Annotated in this window: 14 protein-coding genes; 5 read left to right on the forward strand and 9 right to left on the reverse strand. The window is 61.3% G+C overall.

Annotated elements, in window-relative coordinates; all coding sequences use genetic code 11:
* Positions 1–131 precede the first annotated feature (131 nt).
* Positions 132–1,955 carry a hypothetical protein gene (locus C4J92_RS22745; RefSeq protein WP_124405324.1) on the forward strand — a complete coding sequence of 608 codons (1,824 nt, stop codon included), beginning with the start codon at positions 132–134 and terminating at the stop codon, positions 1,953–1,955.
* A gap of 5 nt (positions 1,956–1,960) precedes the next feature.
* Here C4J92_RS22745 and C4J92_RS22750 read toward each other — a convergent pair whose 3' ends face one another.
* Positions 1,961–2,278 (reverse strand): hypothetical protein, encoded by a 318-nt coding sequence (locus C4J92_RS22750; protein WP_124405325.1) that lies wholly within the window; start codon positions 2,276–2,278, stop codon positions 1,961–1,963.
* Between the two features lie 427 nt (positions 2,279–2,705).
* Positions 2,706–5,144: a Lon protease family protein gene (locus tag C4J92_RS22755; RefSeq protein WP_124368409.1), complete on the reverse strand. Its 2,439-nt coding sequence runs from the start codon at positions 5,142–5,144 to the stop codon at positions 2,706–2,708.
* A 266-nt stretch (positions 5,145–5,410) separates the two neighbouring features.
* On the opposite strand from C4J92_RS22755, the gene C4J92_RS22760 reads away from it, so the two are divergent.
* The 4 genes from C4J92_RS22760 to C4J92_RS22775 all read left to right on the forward strand — a co-directional run bounded on the left by C4J92_RS22760 (position 5,411) and on the right by C4J92_RS22775 (position 9,048).
* Positions 5,411–5,899 (forward strand): DUF3015 domain-containing protein, encoded by a 489-nt coding sequence (locus C4J92_RS22760; protein WP_124364474.1) that lies wholly within the window; start codon positions 5,411–5,413, stop codon positions 5,897–5,899.
* Between the two features lie 92 nt (positions 5,900–5,991).
* On the forward strand, positions 5,992–7,845 hold the full coding sequence (locus C4J92_RS22765; RefSeq protein WP_124405326.1) for a DUF4105 domain-containing protein: 1,854 nt from the start codon (positions 5,992–5,994) through the stop codon (positions 7,843–7,845).
* Positions 7,846–8,085: 240 nt separating this feature from the next.
* Entirely contained in the window at positions 8,086–8,442 is a 357-nt protein-coding gene (locus C4J92_RS22770; RefSeq protein ID WP_124405327.1) for a hypothetical protein, read from the forward strand.
* A gap of 108 nt (positions 8,443–8,550) precedes the next feature.
* Positions 8,551–9,048, forward strand: coding sequence for a GreA/GreB family elongation factor (locus C4J92_RS22775; RefSeq protein WP_124405328.1), 498 nt, complete (start codon positions 8,551–8,553; stop codon positions 9,046–9,048).
* Here C4J92_RS22775 and gdhA read toward each other — a convergent pair.
* From gdhA to C4J92_RS22810, 7 genes are all read right to left on the reverse strand, one after another.
* A complete protein-coding gene (gene gdhA, locus C4J92_RS22780; RefSeq protein ID WP_124405329.1) occupies positions 9,045–10,382 on the reverse strand; it encodes an NADP-specific glutamate dehydrogenase in 1,338 nt (445 codons plus the stop codon). The genes C4J92_RS22775 and gdhA overlap by 4 nt on opposite strands.
* Positions 10,383–10,592: 210 nt before the next feature.
* Complete coding sequence (aepX, locus tag C4J92_RS22785; RefSeq protein WP_124405330.1) at positions 10,593–11,483, reverse strand: phosphoenolpyruvate mutase; 891 nt, start codon at positions 11,481–11,483, stop codon at positions 10,593–10,595.
* A 46-nt stretch (positions 11,484–11,529) separates the two neighbouring features.
* The gene (locus C4J92_RS22790; protein ID WP_124405331.1) at positions 11,530–12,375 is read right to left on the reverse strand and encodes a hypothetical protein; all 846 of its coding nucleotides are present in this window, start codon (positions 12,373–12,375) and stop codon (positions 11,530–11,532) included.
* A 23-nt stretch (positions 12,376–12,398) separates the two neighbouring features.
* A complete protein-coding gene (locus tag C4J92_RS22795; RefSeq protein ID WP_124405332.1) occupies positions 12,399–13,628 on the reverse strand; it encodes a pyridoxal phosphate-dependent aminotransferase in 1,230 nt (409 codons plus the stop codon).
* Positions 13,629–13,667: 39 nt separating this feature from the next.
* Positions 13,668–14,897, reverse strand: a complete 1,230-nt coding sequence (locus tag C4J92_RS22800) for an MFS transporter (protein WP_124405333.1) — start codon at positions 14,895–14,897, stop codon at positions 13,668–13,670.
* A 32-nt stretch (positions 14,898–14,929) separates the two neighbouring features.
* Positions 14,930–15,754, reverse strand: a complete 825-nt coding sequence (locus C4J92_RS22805; protein ID WP_124368417.1) for a hypothetical protein — start codon at positions 15,752–15,754, stop codon at positions 14,930–14,932.
* 34 nt (positions 15,755–15,788) lie between these two features.
* The gene (locus C4J92_RS22810) at positions 15,789–16,982 is read right to left on the reverse strand and encodes an MFS transporter (RefSeq protein WP_124405334.1); all 1,194 of its coding nucleotides are present in this window, start codon (positions 16,980–16,982) and stop codon (positions 15,789–15,791) included.
* Positions 16,983–17,062 lie beyond the last annotated feature (80 nt).

The following is a 17,062-nucleotide window of genomic DNA, read 5'->3' on the forward strand; positions in this document are numbered from 1 at the left end:
CGAGTATACCAGCCGCTACCGGGCACCTGTCACCGCGAGAAAACTGACTTGAAGTGGCATCTGTAAGGGCGTTTTTCTGCTAGTGTCGAGCCCCTCAACTCGGCTCGATGATGTCGGACAGGAAGACTCTGATGATGGATGTGCGATCCCCTTTGGCCACTCTCGGCCTGTGCGCGGCGTTGCTGATGACCAGCGGCTGCTCCCCCAAAGAAGAGCAGAAGCAGGCCACCCTCGAAGAGAAAACCAGCCAGTTCGAACAGTCCCTGGACAGCATTCAGGACCCCAAGCTGCGCGACGCCATCGCCGACCTCGGCGGCTCGCTGCTGTTGCTCGAACGTGCACGCCTCAAGCTCGCCGCCAAGCCCATCGAAGCCGAATACGGCGAAGACACGCTGGCCCTGCTCAAGCATTACCCCACACCCCAGGCCTTGGTGGACACCTATATCAACGGCCTGTTCGTACTGCGCAGAGCCTCCCATTCCGACTACCTGACGGATCTGCAGCCGGTCTTCCCGTTCACCTTCAACGCCCCTGACCAGTTCCCCTTTCCCCATGGCCTGGAATGGCAGTCGGTGACCTTGAGCAACAACAAAGTCATTCCCTTCCAGCCCGAATGGTCGGAAACCGACCCCGGCATCCAGCTCAGCCCGAGCAGCTCCAACCTGACCAACCCCGACGACCTGACGGTGACCTACCCGTTCATCGAGGGCATCGAGACGGAAAACAAGAGCCAGCCGCAGCCTGTCAGCCTCAAAGGTGCGATTGAGGTTGCTGCGCCAGGCAAGGTGCTGACCTTCGACCTGTCGAAAAAAGACCTCGGCCACCCGCGCACCGAGGGCAATATCACCCTCAATCTGGTGTCGCTGGACAAGAATTACGCCGAGCTTGAACTGACCAACAGCGCGCCCCTGGCCGCAGAGCTGGGCGACGACTCGCCCAACCCGCTGCTGGTACAGGCCCGGGACGGTACCGGCCAATTTCTCACGCGCTCAGGCTCGATCAACGAAAATGCCGCGCAAGTGGCGTTCTATGAAAAGCAGCTGGCCGAGATGCAAAAACAGAAGGCCTGGTCCGAGGCGTTCGAAAAACAACTCACCGACGCGCAAAAAGCCTTCGAACACACACAGAAGAGCCACTACGCCAAGGTGTACTTCAACGGATTGATCGACACCCTGCAGGTCAATGTGCTGGATTTTTCCAAGACCACGGTAACCCGCAAGGAGCTGGACCTGCCCGTGATGCGCTTCGACAAAAACAGTCTGCAACAAACCGTGCAGCCCTTGCCGATGCCGGTCACAGTGTATGACGACGCTGCCGCCAGTTGGCTCAAAGATGCCTCGCTGACCGAAGAACAATTGAAAAGCAGCGTCACCATCAGCCAGTCCACCGACGACGCCAGTGCCGCGAAAATCGTGTTCGACCACCCTTTCACCTTCAATGACGACCTGGTCGGCGCCGAGCGCAACAACAGCGACGCGCCGATCACGTTTTTCACGGCCGACGATAAAGGCGAGCGCGGCGAACCCATCGAGTTGCCCACCGAGGCGTTCGAGATGAATGCGGCAAGTGGCACGCTGACCTACGACCTCAACCTGTTCCCGGAAACCCCGGCGTTTGTGGTCGGCTCGGTGCCCTTGTTCCTCGCCACCATCGAGAAAGCCTCGATTGACACCAGCGAACTGCCCAAAGGCCTGGTGCTCAAGGACAACGCATTGATCGTCGACCAGCGCGTGTTTCCCGCCGACAGCTGGCGCTTCTACGCCAAGGACGGCAGCGGCAACTACCTCAAGGAAATTCTCGGCGTGAGCCACCGCGCCGAGGAGTACGGCACGGCGCTGTTTGACGTGCATTATTTCTACGGCCAGCCGACCACCCTGGAAAGCTACCAGCGCACCGACCTCGACACCGTGCAATATGGTTTCGAGGTCAAGCTGGACAAACCGGAAAGCAAATAGCCCGATTACAGGGCCAGTTGCTCCTGGCCGCCGTTGAGTTGGCGCAGATGGGCCTGCAGGTGCAGGCACCAGATCTGCGGCTCGTCCAATTGCTCGTAGCCATGCAGGGTCAGGTTGTCGACGATGGAGCCCAACATGGTTTCTGCCATGAATGGCCCGTGAAACGGGCCTTGGGACTTGACCGTGGAAGGCTGTTCGCCCGACATGCCGGCGGCGAACAATAATGTCCACAACCCGTTTTCCCCGGCGAGCGGGCGAATGGAGCATTCGATACGGGTTTCCAGGCCCAGGCACTGGCGGGTAAGGCAAAGGTTGCGCGGCATGGCGGCGACCCTCGGTAGATCGGCGTTCAGCCCCAACGCAAAGGCAAGGCTGTTTCTATCCTGCGACTCCTGTGGATATCCCTGATCCTCAGAATAGAATAAAAACGCGACAGACCAAGGTGGTAGGGACCAACGGCATTGGATTGCGGACGGTCGTCAATTTAATGGCACCCACAAAACTAAATGTGGGAAGGGGCTTGCTCCCGATGGCGGCGGATCAGTTGATCGTTCCCACGCTCTGCGTGGAAATGCCTCTTGGGACGCTCCGCGTCCCGCCACCGCTGCAAGTTTCGGTAATTGCGCACAAGTGACGCAGAGCGTCACGGGGTACATTCCCACGCGGGAGCGTGGGAATGATCGTATCGTATCTAAATGTGGGAGGCGGCAAGCCCCCTCCCACATTTTTGATCCCATCAAGCTTCAGGGATCAGCTGGGCTTGGCCTCAGCCAGTGCCTGCTGCGCCAGCTCCTTTTCCGCCTCCTTCAGGTCTTCCTCGCTGATCATTTCCGCAATTGCGCGCAAACGCTCCACCACGCGGGCGTTGACCGTACCTTCCGGGAACTGCCCCTCGGCGTCCGGTTCACCGGCATCCTCGCCCACCAGCAGGCTCAACGCTTCATCCGCCTGGCGTACCGCGTAGATATGGAATTGCCCGTCGCGTACGGCCTGCAAGACCTTTTCGTCGAGCATCAGCGTGGCCACGTTGGCCTTGGGAATGATCGCGCCCTGTTCACCGGTCAAACCGCGCGCTTCGCACAGGCGGAAGAAGCCTTCGATCTTCTCGTTAACCCCACCCACGGCCTGCACTTCACCAAACTGGTTGATCGAGCCGGTGATGGCAAAGCACTGCTTGAGCGGCGTTTTCGACAAGGCCGAGATCAGGGTGCAGGCTTCGCCCAGGGACGCGCTGTCGCCGTCCACGTAACCGTAGGACTGTTCCAGCGCGATGCTCGCCGAGATCGCCAGCGGGAATTCCTGCGCATAACGGCTGCCCAGGTAACCGGTGAGGATCATCACGCCCTTGGAGTGAATCGGCTGGCCGAGGTTGACCTCACGTTCGATGTCGACGATACCGCTGCCGCCGGGGTATACCGTGGCGGAAATCCGCGCCGGTACGCCAAACGCCGAATCACCGACTTCCAGCACCGTCAGCCCGTTGCACTTGCCTACGGCGGCGCCGGCGGTGTCGATCAGGATCACCCCGGCGAGCATGTCGTCGAGAATCCGCGCCGACACGCGCCCGGTGCGCGTGGCCTTGGCCTTGAGCGCGCGCTCGATATGCCCGGCATCGGTCATTTCATCGCCGGCCAGGTGGCGAATGAAGTCCGCCTCGCTGACCAATTGGAACAAATCGCCAATGCGCGCCGACAAACGGCCCTGATGTTCCGCCAGGCGTGCGCTGTAGGTCGCCAGCCGCGCCACCGCATCCGACGTCAGCGGCGCCATGCCTTCTTCCGAGGTGCGGGTTTTGAGCAACTGGGCGAACTGCTCCAGGCTTTCATCGACCATCGGGATGTCTTCGTCGAAGTCCACCAGCACCCGGAACATTTCCTGGAAGTCCGGATCGGCATCCTGCAATGCGTAGTACAGCTGGCGCGAGCCGATGATGATCACCTTGACCTGCAACGGGATCATTTGCGGGTTGAGCGTGACGGTGGCCAGGCGACCGAGTTCGCCAAGCGGCGACTCCATCTTCAATTTGCGCGATTGCAAGGAACGCTTGAGCGCATCCCACACAAACGGCTCGCTGAGCATTTTTTCCGCTTCCAGGATCAGGAAGCCACCGTTGGCACGGTGCAATGCGCCTGGGCGCAGTTGGCGATAAGTGGTGTAAAGCGCGCCCTGGTCGGTGCTGTATTCGATACGGCCGAACAGGTTGTCGTAGGTCGGGTGCGGCTCGAAGACCACCGGCGCGCCGCCGTTGACCGGATGGCCCACCACTAGGCTTGGGCAGTACTGCTCTTCCAGCAGCTTGCGGGCCTGGGCGTCGGTCTTGGCGTCGTCGACCAATTGCTCGACCACGGTTTTGAGCAGATACACCTGCATGGCCTGCAGATAACCGCAGACGGCGGCGTTTTCCGCGTACTTTTCCGACAACGGTGCGAGCAAAGGCTGCAGGGCCAGGGTGATGGTTTCTTCGTTGAACTGGCGCAGTTGATTGTTCGACTCACGCTTCCATTGCGGCAGGCTCGCCAACTCTTCGTTGAGGCGCTCTTCCAGCTCGGAAATATCCGTGTGGAAACGCTCGCGGTCGATTTCCGGCAGCTGCGAGAACTCGGCCTCGTCCAAGGCCTTGCCATCGAGCATCGGGGTAAAGGCAATGTTGGAGCTGTCGCGGTACAGCGCCACGTCTTTTTCCAGGGCCAGACGCTCGATCACGTCCAGGGCCTTGTCGTAACGCTGGTTGAATGCCCGGTCGATGGCACTTTTGCGCTGTTGATACGTCGGGTGTTCGAAGACGGCCGGGAAGGTCGCCACCAGGTTGTCGACCAACCCGTTGATATCGGCGATGAACGCCGCCGCAGCGCCGCCCGGTAATTCCAGGGCGCGCGGTTCGCGCGGCTCATCGAAATTATTCACGTACACCCAGTCCGACGGGGTTTGCAGGCGCTTGCCTTCGGCCCTCAGGTAACGTTTGACGAATGAAAAGCGACCGGTACCGGGTTCGCCCATGACAAACACGTTGTAACCGGGACGTGGCATTGCCACGCCGAACTGCAATGCTTCAACTGCACGTTCCTGGCCAAGCACACCGCGAAAGGGCTCCAGATCATTGGTGGTCGAGAAGCTGAACTGTTCAGCGGAAAAAGGGCGAGTCAGCGCTTCGGGCGCTAGACGCAAGCTGGCAGCAACAGGATCAGGCATCGGGCTTCCTTACATCAGGCGGGGCAGATGGGGGCATTCTGGCTCTCGGTTGCGCGCTCTGGCAAGGCGCGCTTTCGGGAAAGCATAGACAGCATGCGCGGCGTACAAAAAAATCGTTCGAGACTGAATGTTTTATAAAAAATCACGGAACCCCGGGAACGTGCCTAAACTCCAAACTGCGCGGGTTGGACTAATAACTGGCCCCTAGGGTGCTGCGAAGCGCCTGAACCCTTGTCCATTGGTTTGCACACAAAGAGAACAAAGCTATGAAACGGATCCTTCTTGGTACTCTCTTCACCGTCGTCTCCCTCAATGCAATGGCAGAAGCACCAGGTGGCCCGAACTGCGGTTGGGGCAACATGTTGTTCGAAGGCCAGCGCGGTACTCCGGCCCACTTCCTGGCCTCCACCACCAACGGTACTTCGGGTAACGCCACCTTCGGCATGACCTCGGGCACCAACGGTTGCAGCACCAACAGCTCCCTGACCTACGGCGGCAAGTCCTGGATTGCCATGAATGGCATGATGAACGAGCTGTCCGAAGACATGGCCAAGGGTAACGGCGAAGCGCTGACTACCTACGCCGTGGTTCTGGGCGTGGCGCCGGAAGATCGCGAGCACTTCGCGGCTGTGACCCACGAGCACTTCCAGCAGATCTTCAGCAAGGCTGACGTGACCGCTGACGACGTGCACAACAACACCATTGCCGTACTGAAAAGTGATGCCCGTCTGGCGAAATACGCTACCCAGGCTTAAGCTCGACCCACCCGCGCCTTTCGAGGCGCGGGTTTTGTTTTTTCGACCTGCCCCCCTTGGGTCTTTTTTTCAGTCCGACTTAAGTAGCCCCCATGCTCAAACGCCTCGCTTGCCTGGCTTTCTTCGCCTGCGCCCCGCTGCATGCGGCACCGCACCTCGACGATCAACGTTTGCAGCAACTGGCCAATGACCCGTTCTGGCTGTCACTGGGCCATTACGAAGCCGGCAAGATCAGTGGCTGGCGCAGCTATGTCAGCGACAAGAAATTCTTTCTCGCCGCCGACGGGGCGCATCATCCGGACGCCGAACTCAAGGCCACTGTGGATGCGTTGTATGCACCGGCCAGCCTGGGTGAAAAGCACGCCCAATGCGTTTATCCCGCACGCACCCGCTGGCTCAAGGACCAGTTGCAACTGACCGACCTGCCCGCCGTGGACTGCAAGGAATTCAAACAATGGTTCACGGACGTCGCGCCCCACAGCGCGGTGATGATTTTCCCGGCGGCGTACCTCAACAGCCCGTCGTCGATGTTCGGTCACACCCTGCTGCGCATCGACCAGGCGGACGTGCAAAGCAACAACACCGCCCTGCTCAGCTACGCGATCAACTTCGGCGCCTATATCGAAGGCTCGGACAACAGCATTCTGTATGCCTGGAAAGGCCTGATGGGCGGCTACCCCGGCCTGTTCGCCCTGGTGCCCTACCAGGAAAAACTCTCCGAATACCGCAGCCTGGAAAACCGTGACCTGTGGGAATACCGCCTGAACCTCACCGAAGTCGAGACCAAGCGCATGGTCGAGCACGTGTGGGAACTCAAGCAGATCCAGTTCGACTACTTCTTCTTCGATGAAAACTGCTCCTATCGCCTGCTGGAACTGCTGCAAGTGGCGCGCCCCGGCCTGCGCCTGACCGAGCAGTTCCCGCTGACGGCGATCCCCACCGACACCGTCAAGGCAGTCAAGGAAGCGGGCCTGGTGGAAAAGATCGACTATCGCCCCTCCCGTGAACGCGAACTGCTGGAACGTGCCAAACCGCTTGACGGCGATGAGCAACAGTGGGCGCTCAACATCAGCGATGACCAGCAGCAATTGCAGGCGCCGGCCTTCAAAGCCCTGCCCCGCGAGCGCCAGGCACTGATCATCGATGCTGCCTATCGCCTCGGCCGCTACCGCGCCAACGGCCTGGAGCGCGACACTGCACGCTCTCAGCGCAGCTTCGAACTGCTGCGTGCGATCAACCAGAACCCTGCGCCCGACCTGAAGATCACCCCGCCCGGCCTGCCCGAGAACGGCCACGAATCGCGCACCTGGCAGGCCGGCATTGGCACCCGTGGCGACAAAGCCTTCGGCGAATACGGCCTGCGCATGGCCTATCACGACCTCAACGACAACGCCGAAGGCTTCCCCTTGGGCGCACAAATCGAAATCCTGCAGATGAAACTGCGCCAGTACGAAGGCAATCACTGGCAATTGCAGCAACTGGACCTGGCCACCATCCGCTCCCTGACCCCACGCAACGCCTTGCTGCAACCCTGGTCATGGCAAGTCACCGGTGGCCTGGAGCGCGTACCGGGTAAACACGACGACGAAACCCTGGTCGCCCACGTCAACGGCGGCGCGGGCGGCACCTGGCAGTTGAGCGACGACATGCTCGGCTTCGCCCTCGGCACGGTGCGCGTGGAACACAACAATGACTTCAGCGAAGCCATCTCCCCCGCCGCCGGCTTCAACACCGGCCTATTGTGGAAGAACCCGCTGGGCAACCTGAGCCTGGAAGCCAAGGGTGATTTCTTCACCAATGGCGAAGTGCGGCGCAGCATCAGCCTGAACCAGCAATGGGAATTGTCACGCAACCTGGGCCTGCGCCTGAGCGCCCAGCGCGAGTACAGCCACTTGTCGACACCGGTGAATGAAGTGATGCTCGAAGTGAAGTGGTACCACTACTGATTCAAGCCGAATGAAAATCAAAATGTGGGAGGGGGCTTGCTCCCGATAGCGGTGGGTCAGCTAGAAATCAGCTGACTGACACGCCGCTATCGGGAGCAAGCCCCCTCCCACATTTGGTTTGTGCCTAGCCAGAAATAATTTTGCACAGCCAACATCCCGCCGACTGCCCTTTCACACACATCTGACAAATCCCTGACTAGACTTCCCCCTATCAGCCGTAAATCGGCCAGGGAGTACGCCATGTGGCGGTCTGCGCTAATGCTGTGTGTGGTGGTGGGGTTGTCAGGCTGCCAATCGACCCACCAAGACTTATTGGCCAAAGGTTATCCGCCCGCCTTTGCCGATGGCTTCGACGACGGTTGCAGCAGTGGTCGCCAGGCCGCTGGGGTGATTACCGGGGAGTTTCGCAAGAACGTGCCCCGCTATCTGAAAGACCGGCAGTACGCCGAAGGCTGGGAAGACGGTTTCCGCCAGTGCAAGGCCATGCGCGAGAACGAGGAGCTGCGGGACTACCAGGACAACCGCAGGGATGACCGCGAGCACGAATGGCAGCAGGAGAAGGATCGCGATGCGGCCAAGGCTTATCGCTCGCAATAGCGCGCCGCGTTAGAAGCGAACGCGGAGCGTCCCGGGCGGCATTCCCGCGCAGAGCGTGGGAACGATCGCGCGGTGAACATGGCCCAAGCTCCATTGAGGGAGAACGTCATGAGCCGAGCTTTTGTTAATGAAGATAACGCCGCCGCCCAGGCTGATCAGCCGGTGGAGCGTCAAGTCAGCGAGCAACCCAATCGCTTGACCGCGCAGGGATTGGAGCAGTTGCAGGCCAAGGTTGCGCAGTTGCAGCAGGAATACAGCACCGAATCCGCCAAGGGCGAAAAGGCTGACAAGCAACGCCAGGCCGACCTTGAGCGGGATTTGCGCTACTTCAACCAGCGGGTACAAAGCGCCCAGGTTGTGGCGCCGGCCACCTCTACCGATAAAGTACAGATCGGCAGCTGGGTGACCTTCGCCAACGAGCAGGACGAGCAGCAGCGCATTCAGTTGGTCGGCGAAGATCAGGCCGATGCCAACGCAGGCTTGATCAACTGGGGTTCGCCCCTCGGGCGCGCGCTGCTCGGCGCCCAGGTGGGGGACGAGGTGCTGTGGCAGCGCCCCGTCGGCGATCAGTTGATCGAAGTGTTGCGTATCGAGCCCGGGGTCTAGACGATGCCCTGGGCCAGCATCGCTTCGGCAACTTTGACGAAGCCTGCGATGTTCGCGCCCTTCACATAATTGACCCGGCCATTTTCTTCGCCGTAATGCACGCAGGCATGGTGGATCGACTGCATGATGCTGTGCAGTTTGCTGTCCACCTCGCCGGCGGTCCACAGCAGGCGCATGGCATTCTGCGACATCTCCAGGCCACTGACGGCCACGCCGCCGGCATTCGACGCCTTGCCCGGCGCGAACAGAATGCCTGCCTCGATAAAGATATCCACAGCTTCAAGGGTGGTCGGCATGTTGGCGCCTTCGGCGACGCAGATGCAGCCGTTGCGCAGCAGCGTGCGGGCAGCGTCGGCGTCGAGTTCGTTCTGGGTGGCGCAGGGCAGCGCGATATCGCACGCCAGCGTCCATGGGGTTTGGCCTTGGCGAAATTCCAGGCCGAAACGCTCAGCCAGTTCGCTGATGCGACCGCGCTGCACGTTTTTCAGCGCCAGCAGGGCTGACCATTGTTCCTCGGTCAACCCACTTTCGGCGTACAGCGTGCCTTCGGAGTCCGACAGGGAAATCACCTTGCCTCCCAGGTCCATCACTTTGCGCGCCGCGTATTGCGCCACATTGCCCGAACCGGAGATTGCCACGCGCTTGCCTTCGACCCGCAGGCCGTCGCGCTTGAGCATTTCTTCAGCGAAGTACACACAGCCAAAACCCGTGGCTTCCGGGCGGATCAGGCTGCCGCCGTAGGTCATGCCCTTGCCGGTCAACACCGAGGTGAACTGGTTGCTCAGGCGCTTGTACTGACCGAACAGGAAGCCGATTTCACGGGCGCCCACGCCGATATCACCGGCCGGTACGTCCACGTCGGCCCCGATATGGCGGTACAGCTCGCTCATGAACGCCTGGCAGAAACGCATCACTTCAGCGTCGCTCTTGCCCTTGGGGTCGAAGTCCGAGCCGCCTTTGCCACCGCCCATGGGCAGTGAGGTCAGGGAATTCTTGAAGGTTTGCTCGAAGGCGAGGAATTTCAGCACGCCCAGGTTCACCGAAGGATGAAAGCGCAAACCGCCTTTGTAAGGGCCGATGGCACTGTTCATCTGGATACGGAAACCGCGATTGACCTGGACCTTGCCCTGATCGTCCACCCACGAAACCCGAAAGCTAATCGCACGTTCCGGCTCGCAGATGCGCTCCAGAATGCCCGAGGTCAGGTAGTGGGGGTTGGCTTCAAGAAACGGCCACAGACTGCGCAGGACTTCTTCTACGGCCTGATGGAATTCCGGTTGGTCGGGGTCGCGTTTCTTGAGGCGGGCAAGGAAGGATTCGACGGATTCGTGCATGAAAAGTCTCGGCAAATTGATTGTTGTTAAACAGAGATTGAGCCGGACTTTATCAATTCATTTCGCACCGTGACAGGGCAAAATGTCGCTTTTATGAATTTAAATGGTGCATTTCTATAAATAACTGGCGTATTTCGCCCTGAAACAGGGATTCCAACCCGCCACATGCACCAATGAGTGAACGGTTGGACGACAGCCCCGCGTGTCGCATTACCGCGTCCCGGGCACCAGATCGAGTATCTCGTTGATGCCCAGACAGCGCGGCTCCAGCTCTAGCGTCCTGCCATGGGCGAGTATGCCCAAAGCGGTATCGCGCATGGCCAGGTAGGCACTGCGCAACATATGGTTGGCATAAATCACCGCGTTGAAACCAGCCTGCTCCAGCACCTCGAATTTCAGGTGAACATAACTGGTCGGCACGCAAATCAGCGGAACCTTGGGCCGTTGCAGACGAAACTGCCTGGCGAACTCAAGGATTTCCAGGCCATCCTGCCTGCGACTGTGGATCATGATGCCATCCGCCCCCGCCTCCACATACGCCAGGCACCGCGCCATCGCTTCCTCCATGCCGCGATCCAGGATCAGGCTTTCACACCGCGCAATCAGCATCAGCCCTGCGCCAGTGCGACTGGCGCAGCCGGCCTGGAGCTTGGCGCAAAATACCTCGATGGACTCCTGCGCCTGGTCGACCTCGGTGCCGAACAATGAGTTTTTCTTCAAGCCGCACTTGTCTTCGATCACCACCGCCGAGACGCCCGCGCGCTCCAGCATCTTGATATGAATCGCGAGATGCTCGGCCTTGCCGCCGGTATCGGCATCGAATATCAGCGGCAGCGAACACACATCAAATATTTCGCGGATCCCGGGCAAGCGGTTGCTGGGCGAAAGAATCTCGATATCGGGTAACCCCCGCTGGGTCGAGTCGGTCAGCGAACTCGACCAGATGGCGTCATACCCCACCGTATGCCCTGGGCTGATTTCCAGCCGGGCGCGCTGCGCGAGCAATGCCGATATCGGGCTATGGGCTTCGAGTACGCGCAGGCAACGATTGCTATCCAGTAGCGCCGACAGAGGGCGTCGGCGCGCGTCGGTATCCATCATAGGTTCAGGCTCCATGTCAGCGGCACAACGGGAGTTATCGGACAGCTCAATCCCAGGCGGGCTGTTCACACTTGAGTACCGATGCCATTTTCTGCAGATGTTCACAGGCCCTGGCCACGTACTCCCTGGATAGCTGCGCGATACGGCTGTAATCCACAGCCTGCCCGGTGGCGCTGGCGTAAAGCCGTAACGCCTCTGCCGCATGCCTGAAATGGCGCGCTTCCACGTTGCCGCAGTGCACGCTGAGAAAGCTCGCCACGCGGCTGGCCTCACCGGCGCTGTACCCGCGCACATCGCGCAACCATTGTTTCCATAACGGCGTCATCAGGTTGTACTCGCCGGTGTTGAACAACTCCGTCATGGCCATCATTTCCAGCGCTTCGATGAGCTGCGGCGCCAACGGGCGTTTTTCCCCGACCCAACCGGAAAACTCCTTGGTGATCGGGTCCAGGAACTTGTCCTGCAGGCGCCATTCATCCGAGCCGCAGATCGCCGAAGCCATGCTGTAATACAGCTTGGAGTGGTGCGGATGCCCGTGCATTTCGCCCAGTCCGATGTCCTCGACGATGATCTCCCCACAGTGGGCCGCCGCTTCGAGCATCTTCAGCCGAGCGTCATCGGCCAGGGATGCCGACTCCTGAAGGATACGCACGATGATGCTCGAGACGGCATGGGCGGCGCCGTCCGGGCTGCGCCAGCCACAGAAGAACGTACACAGCGACGACTCGCTCCAGTTACTGGAGGTCATGTCGACATAGGTCTCGCAGTACCTGTCCAGCTCGGCGGGCTGGCTGTTGAAACCGCTGAGCAGGGCCTGGGCCAAATGTCGGTCCTCGACATCCACCAGTGCCTGGTTCACGTACCCGATAAATTGGCGGCTCAGATTTTCCACGGCTCATATCCTTTTGGGTGGGGTTAATGCGCAACGACTTCTGACATGAAGCGGGCAAAGCGCGTAAGGCCTTCGATCAACGCTTCATGCTCAACGGCGTAGGAAATGCGGATGCTGTTGCGGTCGCCACAGCCGGAGCCGGGCACCACCGCGATATGGGCCTCGGTCAATAACAGATCGGCCAGGTGGTCGACGTCACGGATAACGGTGCCCAGGTAGCGGCCACCCAATTTGCGTGACACATCGATAAACAGATAGAACGCGCCCTCCGGCGGGGCGCAGGTAATGTCATCCACATGCCCCAGGCAAGTGCAGGCTGCGAGCAACTGCTGGTCGAGGAAGGCATTGACCTGCTGGGTAAAGTGCGGCGCGTCAGCCATCAGGCTGCCGAGTGCGGCGTATTGGGACAGGCTGCTGGGGTTGGACGTCGTGTGCCCTTGCAGGTTGTGCATGGCGGCAATGACCGGGGCGGGTGCGCACGCATACCCTACCCGCCAGCCAGTGACCGCGTGGCTCTTGGAAAACGAATCGACCAGCACCGTCTGGTGCTTGAGCGGCGCAAACAGCGACACGATGTTGTGATGTTCATGGGGCGTGCGCACCAGCTTGCGGTAGCACTCGTCGAACACCACCCAGAGCCGGTGTTCGAACGCGAGCCGGGCAATCCCCAACAGTTGTTCACGCTGATAAACCGTGCCCGTCGGATTGTTCGGGGTGTTGATCACAATCATGCGGGTGCGTGGGGTCAGGGCGTTTTCCACCGCCGCGCAGGTGAGGCGGTAGTCATCCGCAGCGGTATCGACATAGACCGGAACGCCACCGGCCAGCTGGATCTGGGTGGGGAAGGTTTCCCAGTACGGCACCGCAACGATGACTTCATCCCCCGGATCGAGCAGCACCATCGCGGCGTTATACAGCGCCTGCTTGGCACCGGCGGTCACCGCCACTTCATCGGCGGCGTAATTCACCCCGCAGCGCTGAGTGACCTGCTGCGCCAGCGCCTGGCGCAGTTGGGGCAGGCCGATGGGCGGCGTATAGCGGTTGCGTGCATTGGCCAGCGCATCGCTCACCGCGGCTTTCATGGCCGGGCAGGCATCGAAGGACAATTCCCCGGCGGCAAAATTGATCACATTGACGCCGGCTTCTTTCAAGGCATTGGCTTTGCTGCGCATGCTGGACGTGCCCGGTGCGCGCAGACGTTGCGCACGCCGGGACAACGGCAATGACACGGCAGACGGTTCACTGTTGTTCATTGTTATACCTGCCAGAACACGCTGAAAAATTCGTTCGCCCTACCGGGCCTGAGCCTCCAGCCCTCGTTGAACCCGCCAGGACAGCGGCAGGGTGAGCAACAAGGTGGCGGCCAGCAGCAAAACGGCCAGGGGCACGCCGGTGGCATCCCCCAGGCTGCCGAACAGCACCGGCGCCAAGGCGCCGCCGCCGATGGTGCCGGTGTAGAACACTGCAAAAGCCTGGTCGCGCCTGCCCGGCCCCGCCAGGTCCGGCACCGCGCCGTAGAGCACCGACGACGTGCCATTGAGCACCAGCCCCAGCAGCGGCAACATCACCATCAAACCGGCGTAGGGCAGGTATACCGCCATGACAATCAGCAGCGCCGTGGTGAACTCCGTGACCCACACCGTCTTCATCATGCCGATGCGCGCCCCCAGGTAACCGCACAACAGTTTGCCGAAGGCGCCTCCCACGAACAGCATCGTCAGCGCCAGACCCATCCCCGCAGGCCCGGCCCCCTTGGCCTTGAGCAAAAACGGCAGGAACGTGAGAAATCCCATGCGCACCGCGCTGTCCAGCGTGCCGGTCAGGATCAGCGCACGCAGGCCGCTCACGGAGCCGGTGCCGCCGCCCGCACGGGTGGCTTTGGGCGGCGCCGCCAAACCCTCGGTGCGCGCCGGAATCAGCCACCACAACAAGCCTGCCGCCAGCAGCCCGAGTACACCCAGCAGGGTGACACTGGCGCGCCAACTGATGACTGCCAGCAACAGGCCGATCAACCCGGGGATCAGGGTTTTGCCGATATCTCCACTGAAGTTGTACTGCGACAGCGCTTGCTTGACGCCCCCGCCCGCCTCCCCGCCCGCCTCGTAGGCATCGGTGATCAACGACGAGGCCAGCGGGTGCTGCGTACTTGCGCCCAGCCCGCCCAGCAGCAGCGCCACCAGCAGCACCGCCAGCCCACCGGCCTGGCCCGCCAGCAGATAGGCCAAGCCCGCCAGCGCAGTGCCGCCCACCAGCAAGCGCTGGCGCCCCCAGCGTGCCGCAGCGCGACTGGCCAGTAACTGGAAGCCGGCCATCATGCCCGCATAGGCGCCGCGCAACAGGCCGACCTGGGCGTAGCTGAGGCCGAACTGCGCCTGCCAGATCGGCAACAGCACATAAATCACATCGGTCAGGCCGTCGTGCACGGCATGCGCGCCACAACCGGCAACCAGGGAGCGGCGGCGCACAGTTGCCTGGTCAGGCGGTGACAACGACGGGGCTGCGGTTTGCTTCAGGGTGTTCATCCGGGTCAGTGGCTCTCAGGCAAAACGCCGGGTCAACCCAGCAATTGCGCGCAATCGTTCATCACGCTGGCTTTACGCTGCAGGTATTCGGCAAAAATACCGCGCGCCGTGGCGGGGTCCGCTTCAATCTGCAGGGCGGCGGTGAACTCGTTCACCGCCGCCACCGCATGGGCGAAATGGTCGCTCTCGGTGCCGCCGGTGTGCACGGTGACCCAGGCCACCGTCGCACGCGATCTCTCCGGCGGCACGCCCATATCCCGCACGAACCACTGCGAGTACAACGGATGGATGAACTCCACTTCGCCGTGGGTGTACACCTCGTGGATCAGCGTGGTCAGCAACCCCTGCAGCAGGTCGCGATCACGCAGGCGACGGCTGTCGGTCCAATCCTTGAACGCCTGCGCCGAGGGCAGGCAATTGTCCTTCAACATCCACTGGTCATCGCCGCACAGCGCGGTCGCCATGGTGTAGAAAAGGTCCGCGTGCACGGTGTTGCCCAACGCGCCCAAGTCTTCATCGGTAATGCGCTGCAGGCTGCCGCAGGCACGGTACAGCTGCGCCGCGGCGGTGGAGCCGGCGTCGGAACGCGCCAGCAAGGTAATCCGGTTGGCCAGGCCGGACACACTGGCCGCCGAATTATTGGTCTTGGACCAGCTGGCGAAGAACTTGCGCAGCACCGCCGGCGAATGCCGACGCGAGGTGAGTCGCGCAAAAGCCTCTTCGATATCCATCAGCGCCTCTTCCTGAGCCCAAAAGGCTTCGAACAGGGCATGCCGCAAGGTACTGGCCGGCATGTCATTCAATACCGGTTCGACGATCTTCAGCAACTGGCTGCGCTTGATCACGGTGTCAGTCATATTCACCTCTCATAGTCCATTATTGGATGAAACATCAGGCCGGTTTGCCGCGTTGGCCGGCGATCAGCGCCTGGGTGTCTACCGGTTTCCAGCCCAGCAGGGCGATTGCCAGCGACAACAGTTGAAAGCCTGCGATCAATGCCACGCAGCCCGGCCAGCCCCACTGCTCCCAGAGCAGCGCCGGGGCCACTGCACCGGCGCTGCCGCCCAGGTAATAGCCGGTCAGGTACAGGCCCACGGCGCCGGACTTGTCCTGCCCGGCCGTGGTGGCGATGTACGCATTGGCACAGGCCTGGGCCAGGAATACGCCGGTCGAGCTCAGTGCCAGGCCCAGCACGATCAGCCACAGGGACGGCAACAAGGTCAGGGCCGAACCGCAGAGGCCGAGCGCCACGGCGCCGCTCAGTAGCTGCGATTGCGGTCGCGATTTGCTCAAGCGACCCGCAATGGGAATGACCACCAGCGCCAGCAGGAACACGGCATACAGTGTCCCCAAGGCTGCTGCGCCCAGGTTGAACGGTGCCTGGCTGAGATACAGCCCGGCATAGGTAAAGGTAGCGACTTGTGAGAACAGCACACAGAAACCGACGCCATAGGCCGCCAGCAAGGGTTTGCGCAGCAGCCAGCGTACCCCGCGCGCGCCCACGCCCCCGACGCCGGTACGCGCCACTGGATTGGCCGGCAGCAGCAACAGGATCAGCAGGCCGACCGCCAGGCTGATCGCCGCCAGCAGCTCGAAGGCTTCCCGCCAACCGACATACTGGGTCATGACCCCCGAGACAAAGCGCCCGGCAAACCCGCCGAGTACCGTACCTGCGACGTAGAGGCTGGTGATCTCGGTGACGGTCGCTGCGCGCCAGCGGTCGCCGATATAGGCCACGCTGGTGGCGAATACCACCGGGATCAACATACCCTCGATAAACCGCCACACCAGCAGTTCGGCAAAACTGTCCACATAGGCCGTCAGCAGCGCCGGCAGCGCCAACAGCAACGCGGCCACGACAATCACGTTGCGTTGCTCGAAACGCCCGGTCAGGCGCCCGACAAAAGGCGCAGCCAAAGCCACTGCCAGGGTGGTCACCGTAATGCTCCACCCGGCCTGCCGGGCGCTCACCTGGAAGCTTTCGGCAAACACAGGCAGGATGCTCTGGGTCGCGTAGAGATTGAGAAACGCCGCACAGCCACACAGAAACACGGCAAAACGGGCGTGATGCAGGCGCGGGTTCATGGGACCTCTCGTCTTATTGTCGAGGATCTTTATAGAATGCGCAGCGTGGCGAATACCAATACCGAATTCGGACCGATCAA

This window comes from Pseudomonas sp. R3-18-08 (assembly GCF_003852065.1).
GTDB lineage: Bacteria > Pseudomonadota > Gammaproteobacteria > Pseudomonadales > Pseudomonadaceae > Aquipseudomonas.

Coding starts and splice junctions, on each gene's coding strand:
- C4J92_RS22745 (WP_124405324.1), top strand. CDS start 132: ATGATGGATGTGCGATCCCCTTTGGCCACTCTCGGCCTGTGCGCGGCG.
- C4J92_RS22750 (WP_124405325.1), bottom strand. CDS start 2,278: ATGCCGCGCAACCTTTGCCTTACCCGCCAGTGCCTGGGCCTGGAAACC.
- C4J92_RS22755 (WP_124368409.1), bottom strand. CDS start 5,144: ATGCCTGATCCTGTTGCTGCCAGCTTGCGTCTAGCGCCCGAAGCGCTG.
- C4J92_RS22760 (WP_124364474.1), top strand. CDS start 5,411: ATGAAACGGATCCTTCTTGGTACTCTCTTCACCGTCGTCTCCCTCAAT.
- C4J92_RS22765 (WP_124405326.1), top strand. CDS start 5,992: ATGCTCAAACGCCTCGCTTGCCTGGCTTTCTTCGCCTGCGCCCCGCTG.
- C4J92_RS22770 (WP_124405327.1), top strand. CDS start 8,086: ATGTGGCGGTCTGCGCTAATGCTGTGTGTGGTGGTGGGGTTGTCAGGC.
- C4J92_RS22775 (WP_124405328.1), top strand. CDS start 8,551: ATGAGCCGAGCTTTTGTTAATGAAGATAACGCCGCCGCCCAGGCTGAT.
- gdhA (WP_124405329.1), bottom strand. CDS start 10,382: ATGCACGAATCCGTCGAATCCTTCCTTGCCCGCCTCAAGAAACGCGAC.
- aepX (WP_124405330.1), bottom strand. CDS start 11,483: ATGATGGATACCGACGCGCGCCGACGCCCTCTGTCGGCGCTACTGGAT.
- C4J92_RS22795 (WP_124405332.1), bottom strand. CDS start 13,628: ATGAACAACAGTGAACCGTCTGCCGTGTCATTGCCGTTGTCCCGGCGT.
- C4J92_RS22800 (WP_124405333.1), bottom strand. CDS start 14,897: ATGAACACCCTGAAGCAAACCGCAGCCCCGTCGTTGTCACCGCCTGAC.
- C4J92_RS22805 (WP_124368417.1), bottom strand. CDS start 15,754: ATGACTGACACCGTGATCAAGCGCAGCCAGTTGCTGAAGATCGTCGAA.
- C4J92_RS22810 (WP_124405334.1), bottom strand. CDS start 16,982: ATGAACCCGCGCCTGCATCACGCCCGTTTTGCCGTGTTTCTGTGTGGC.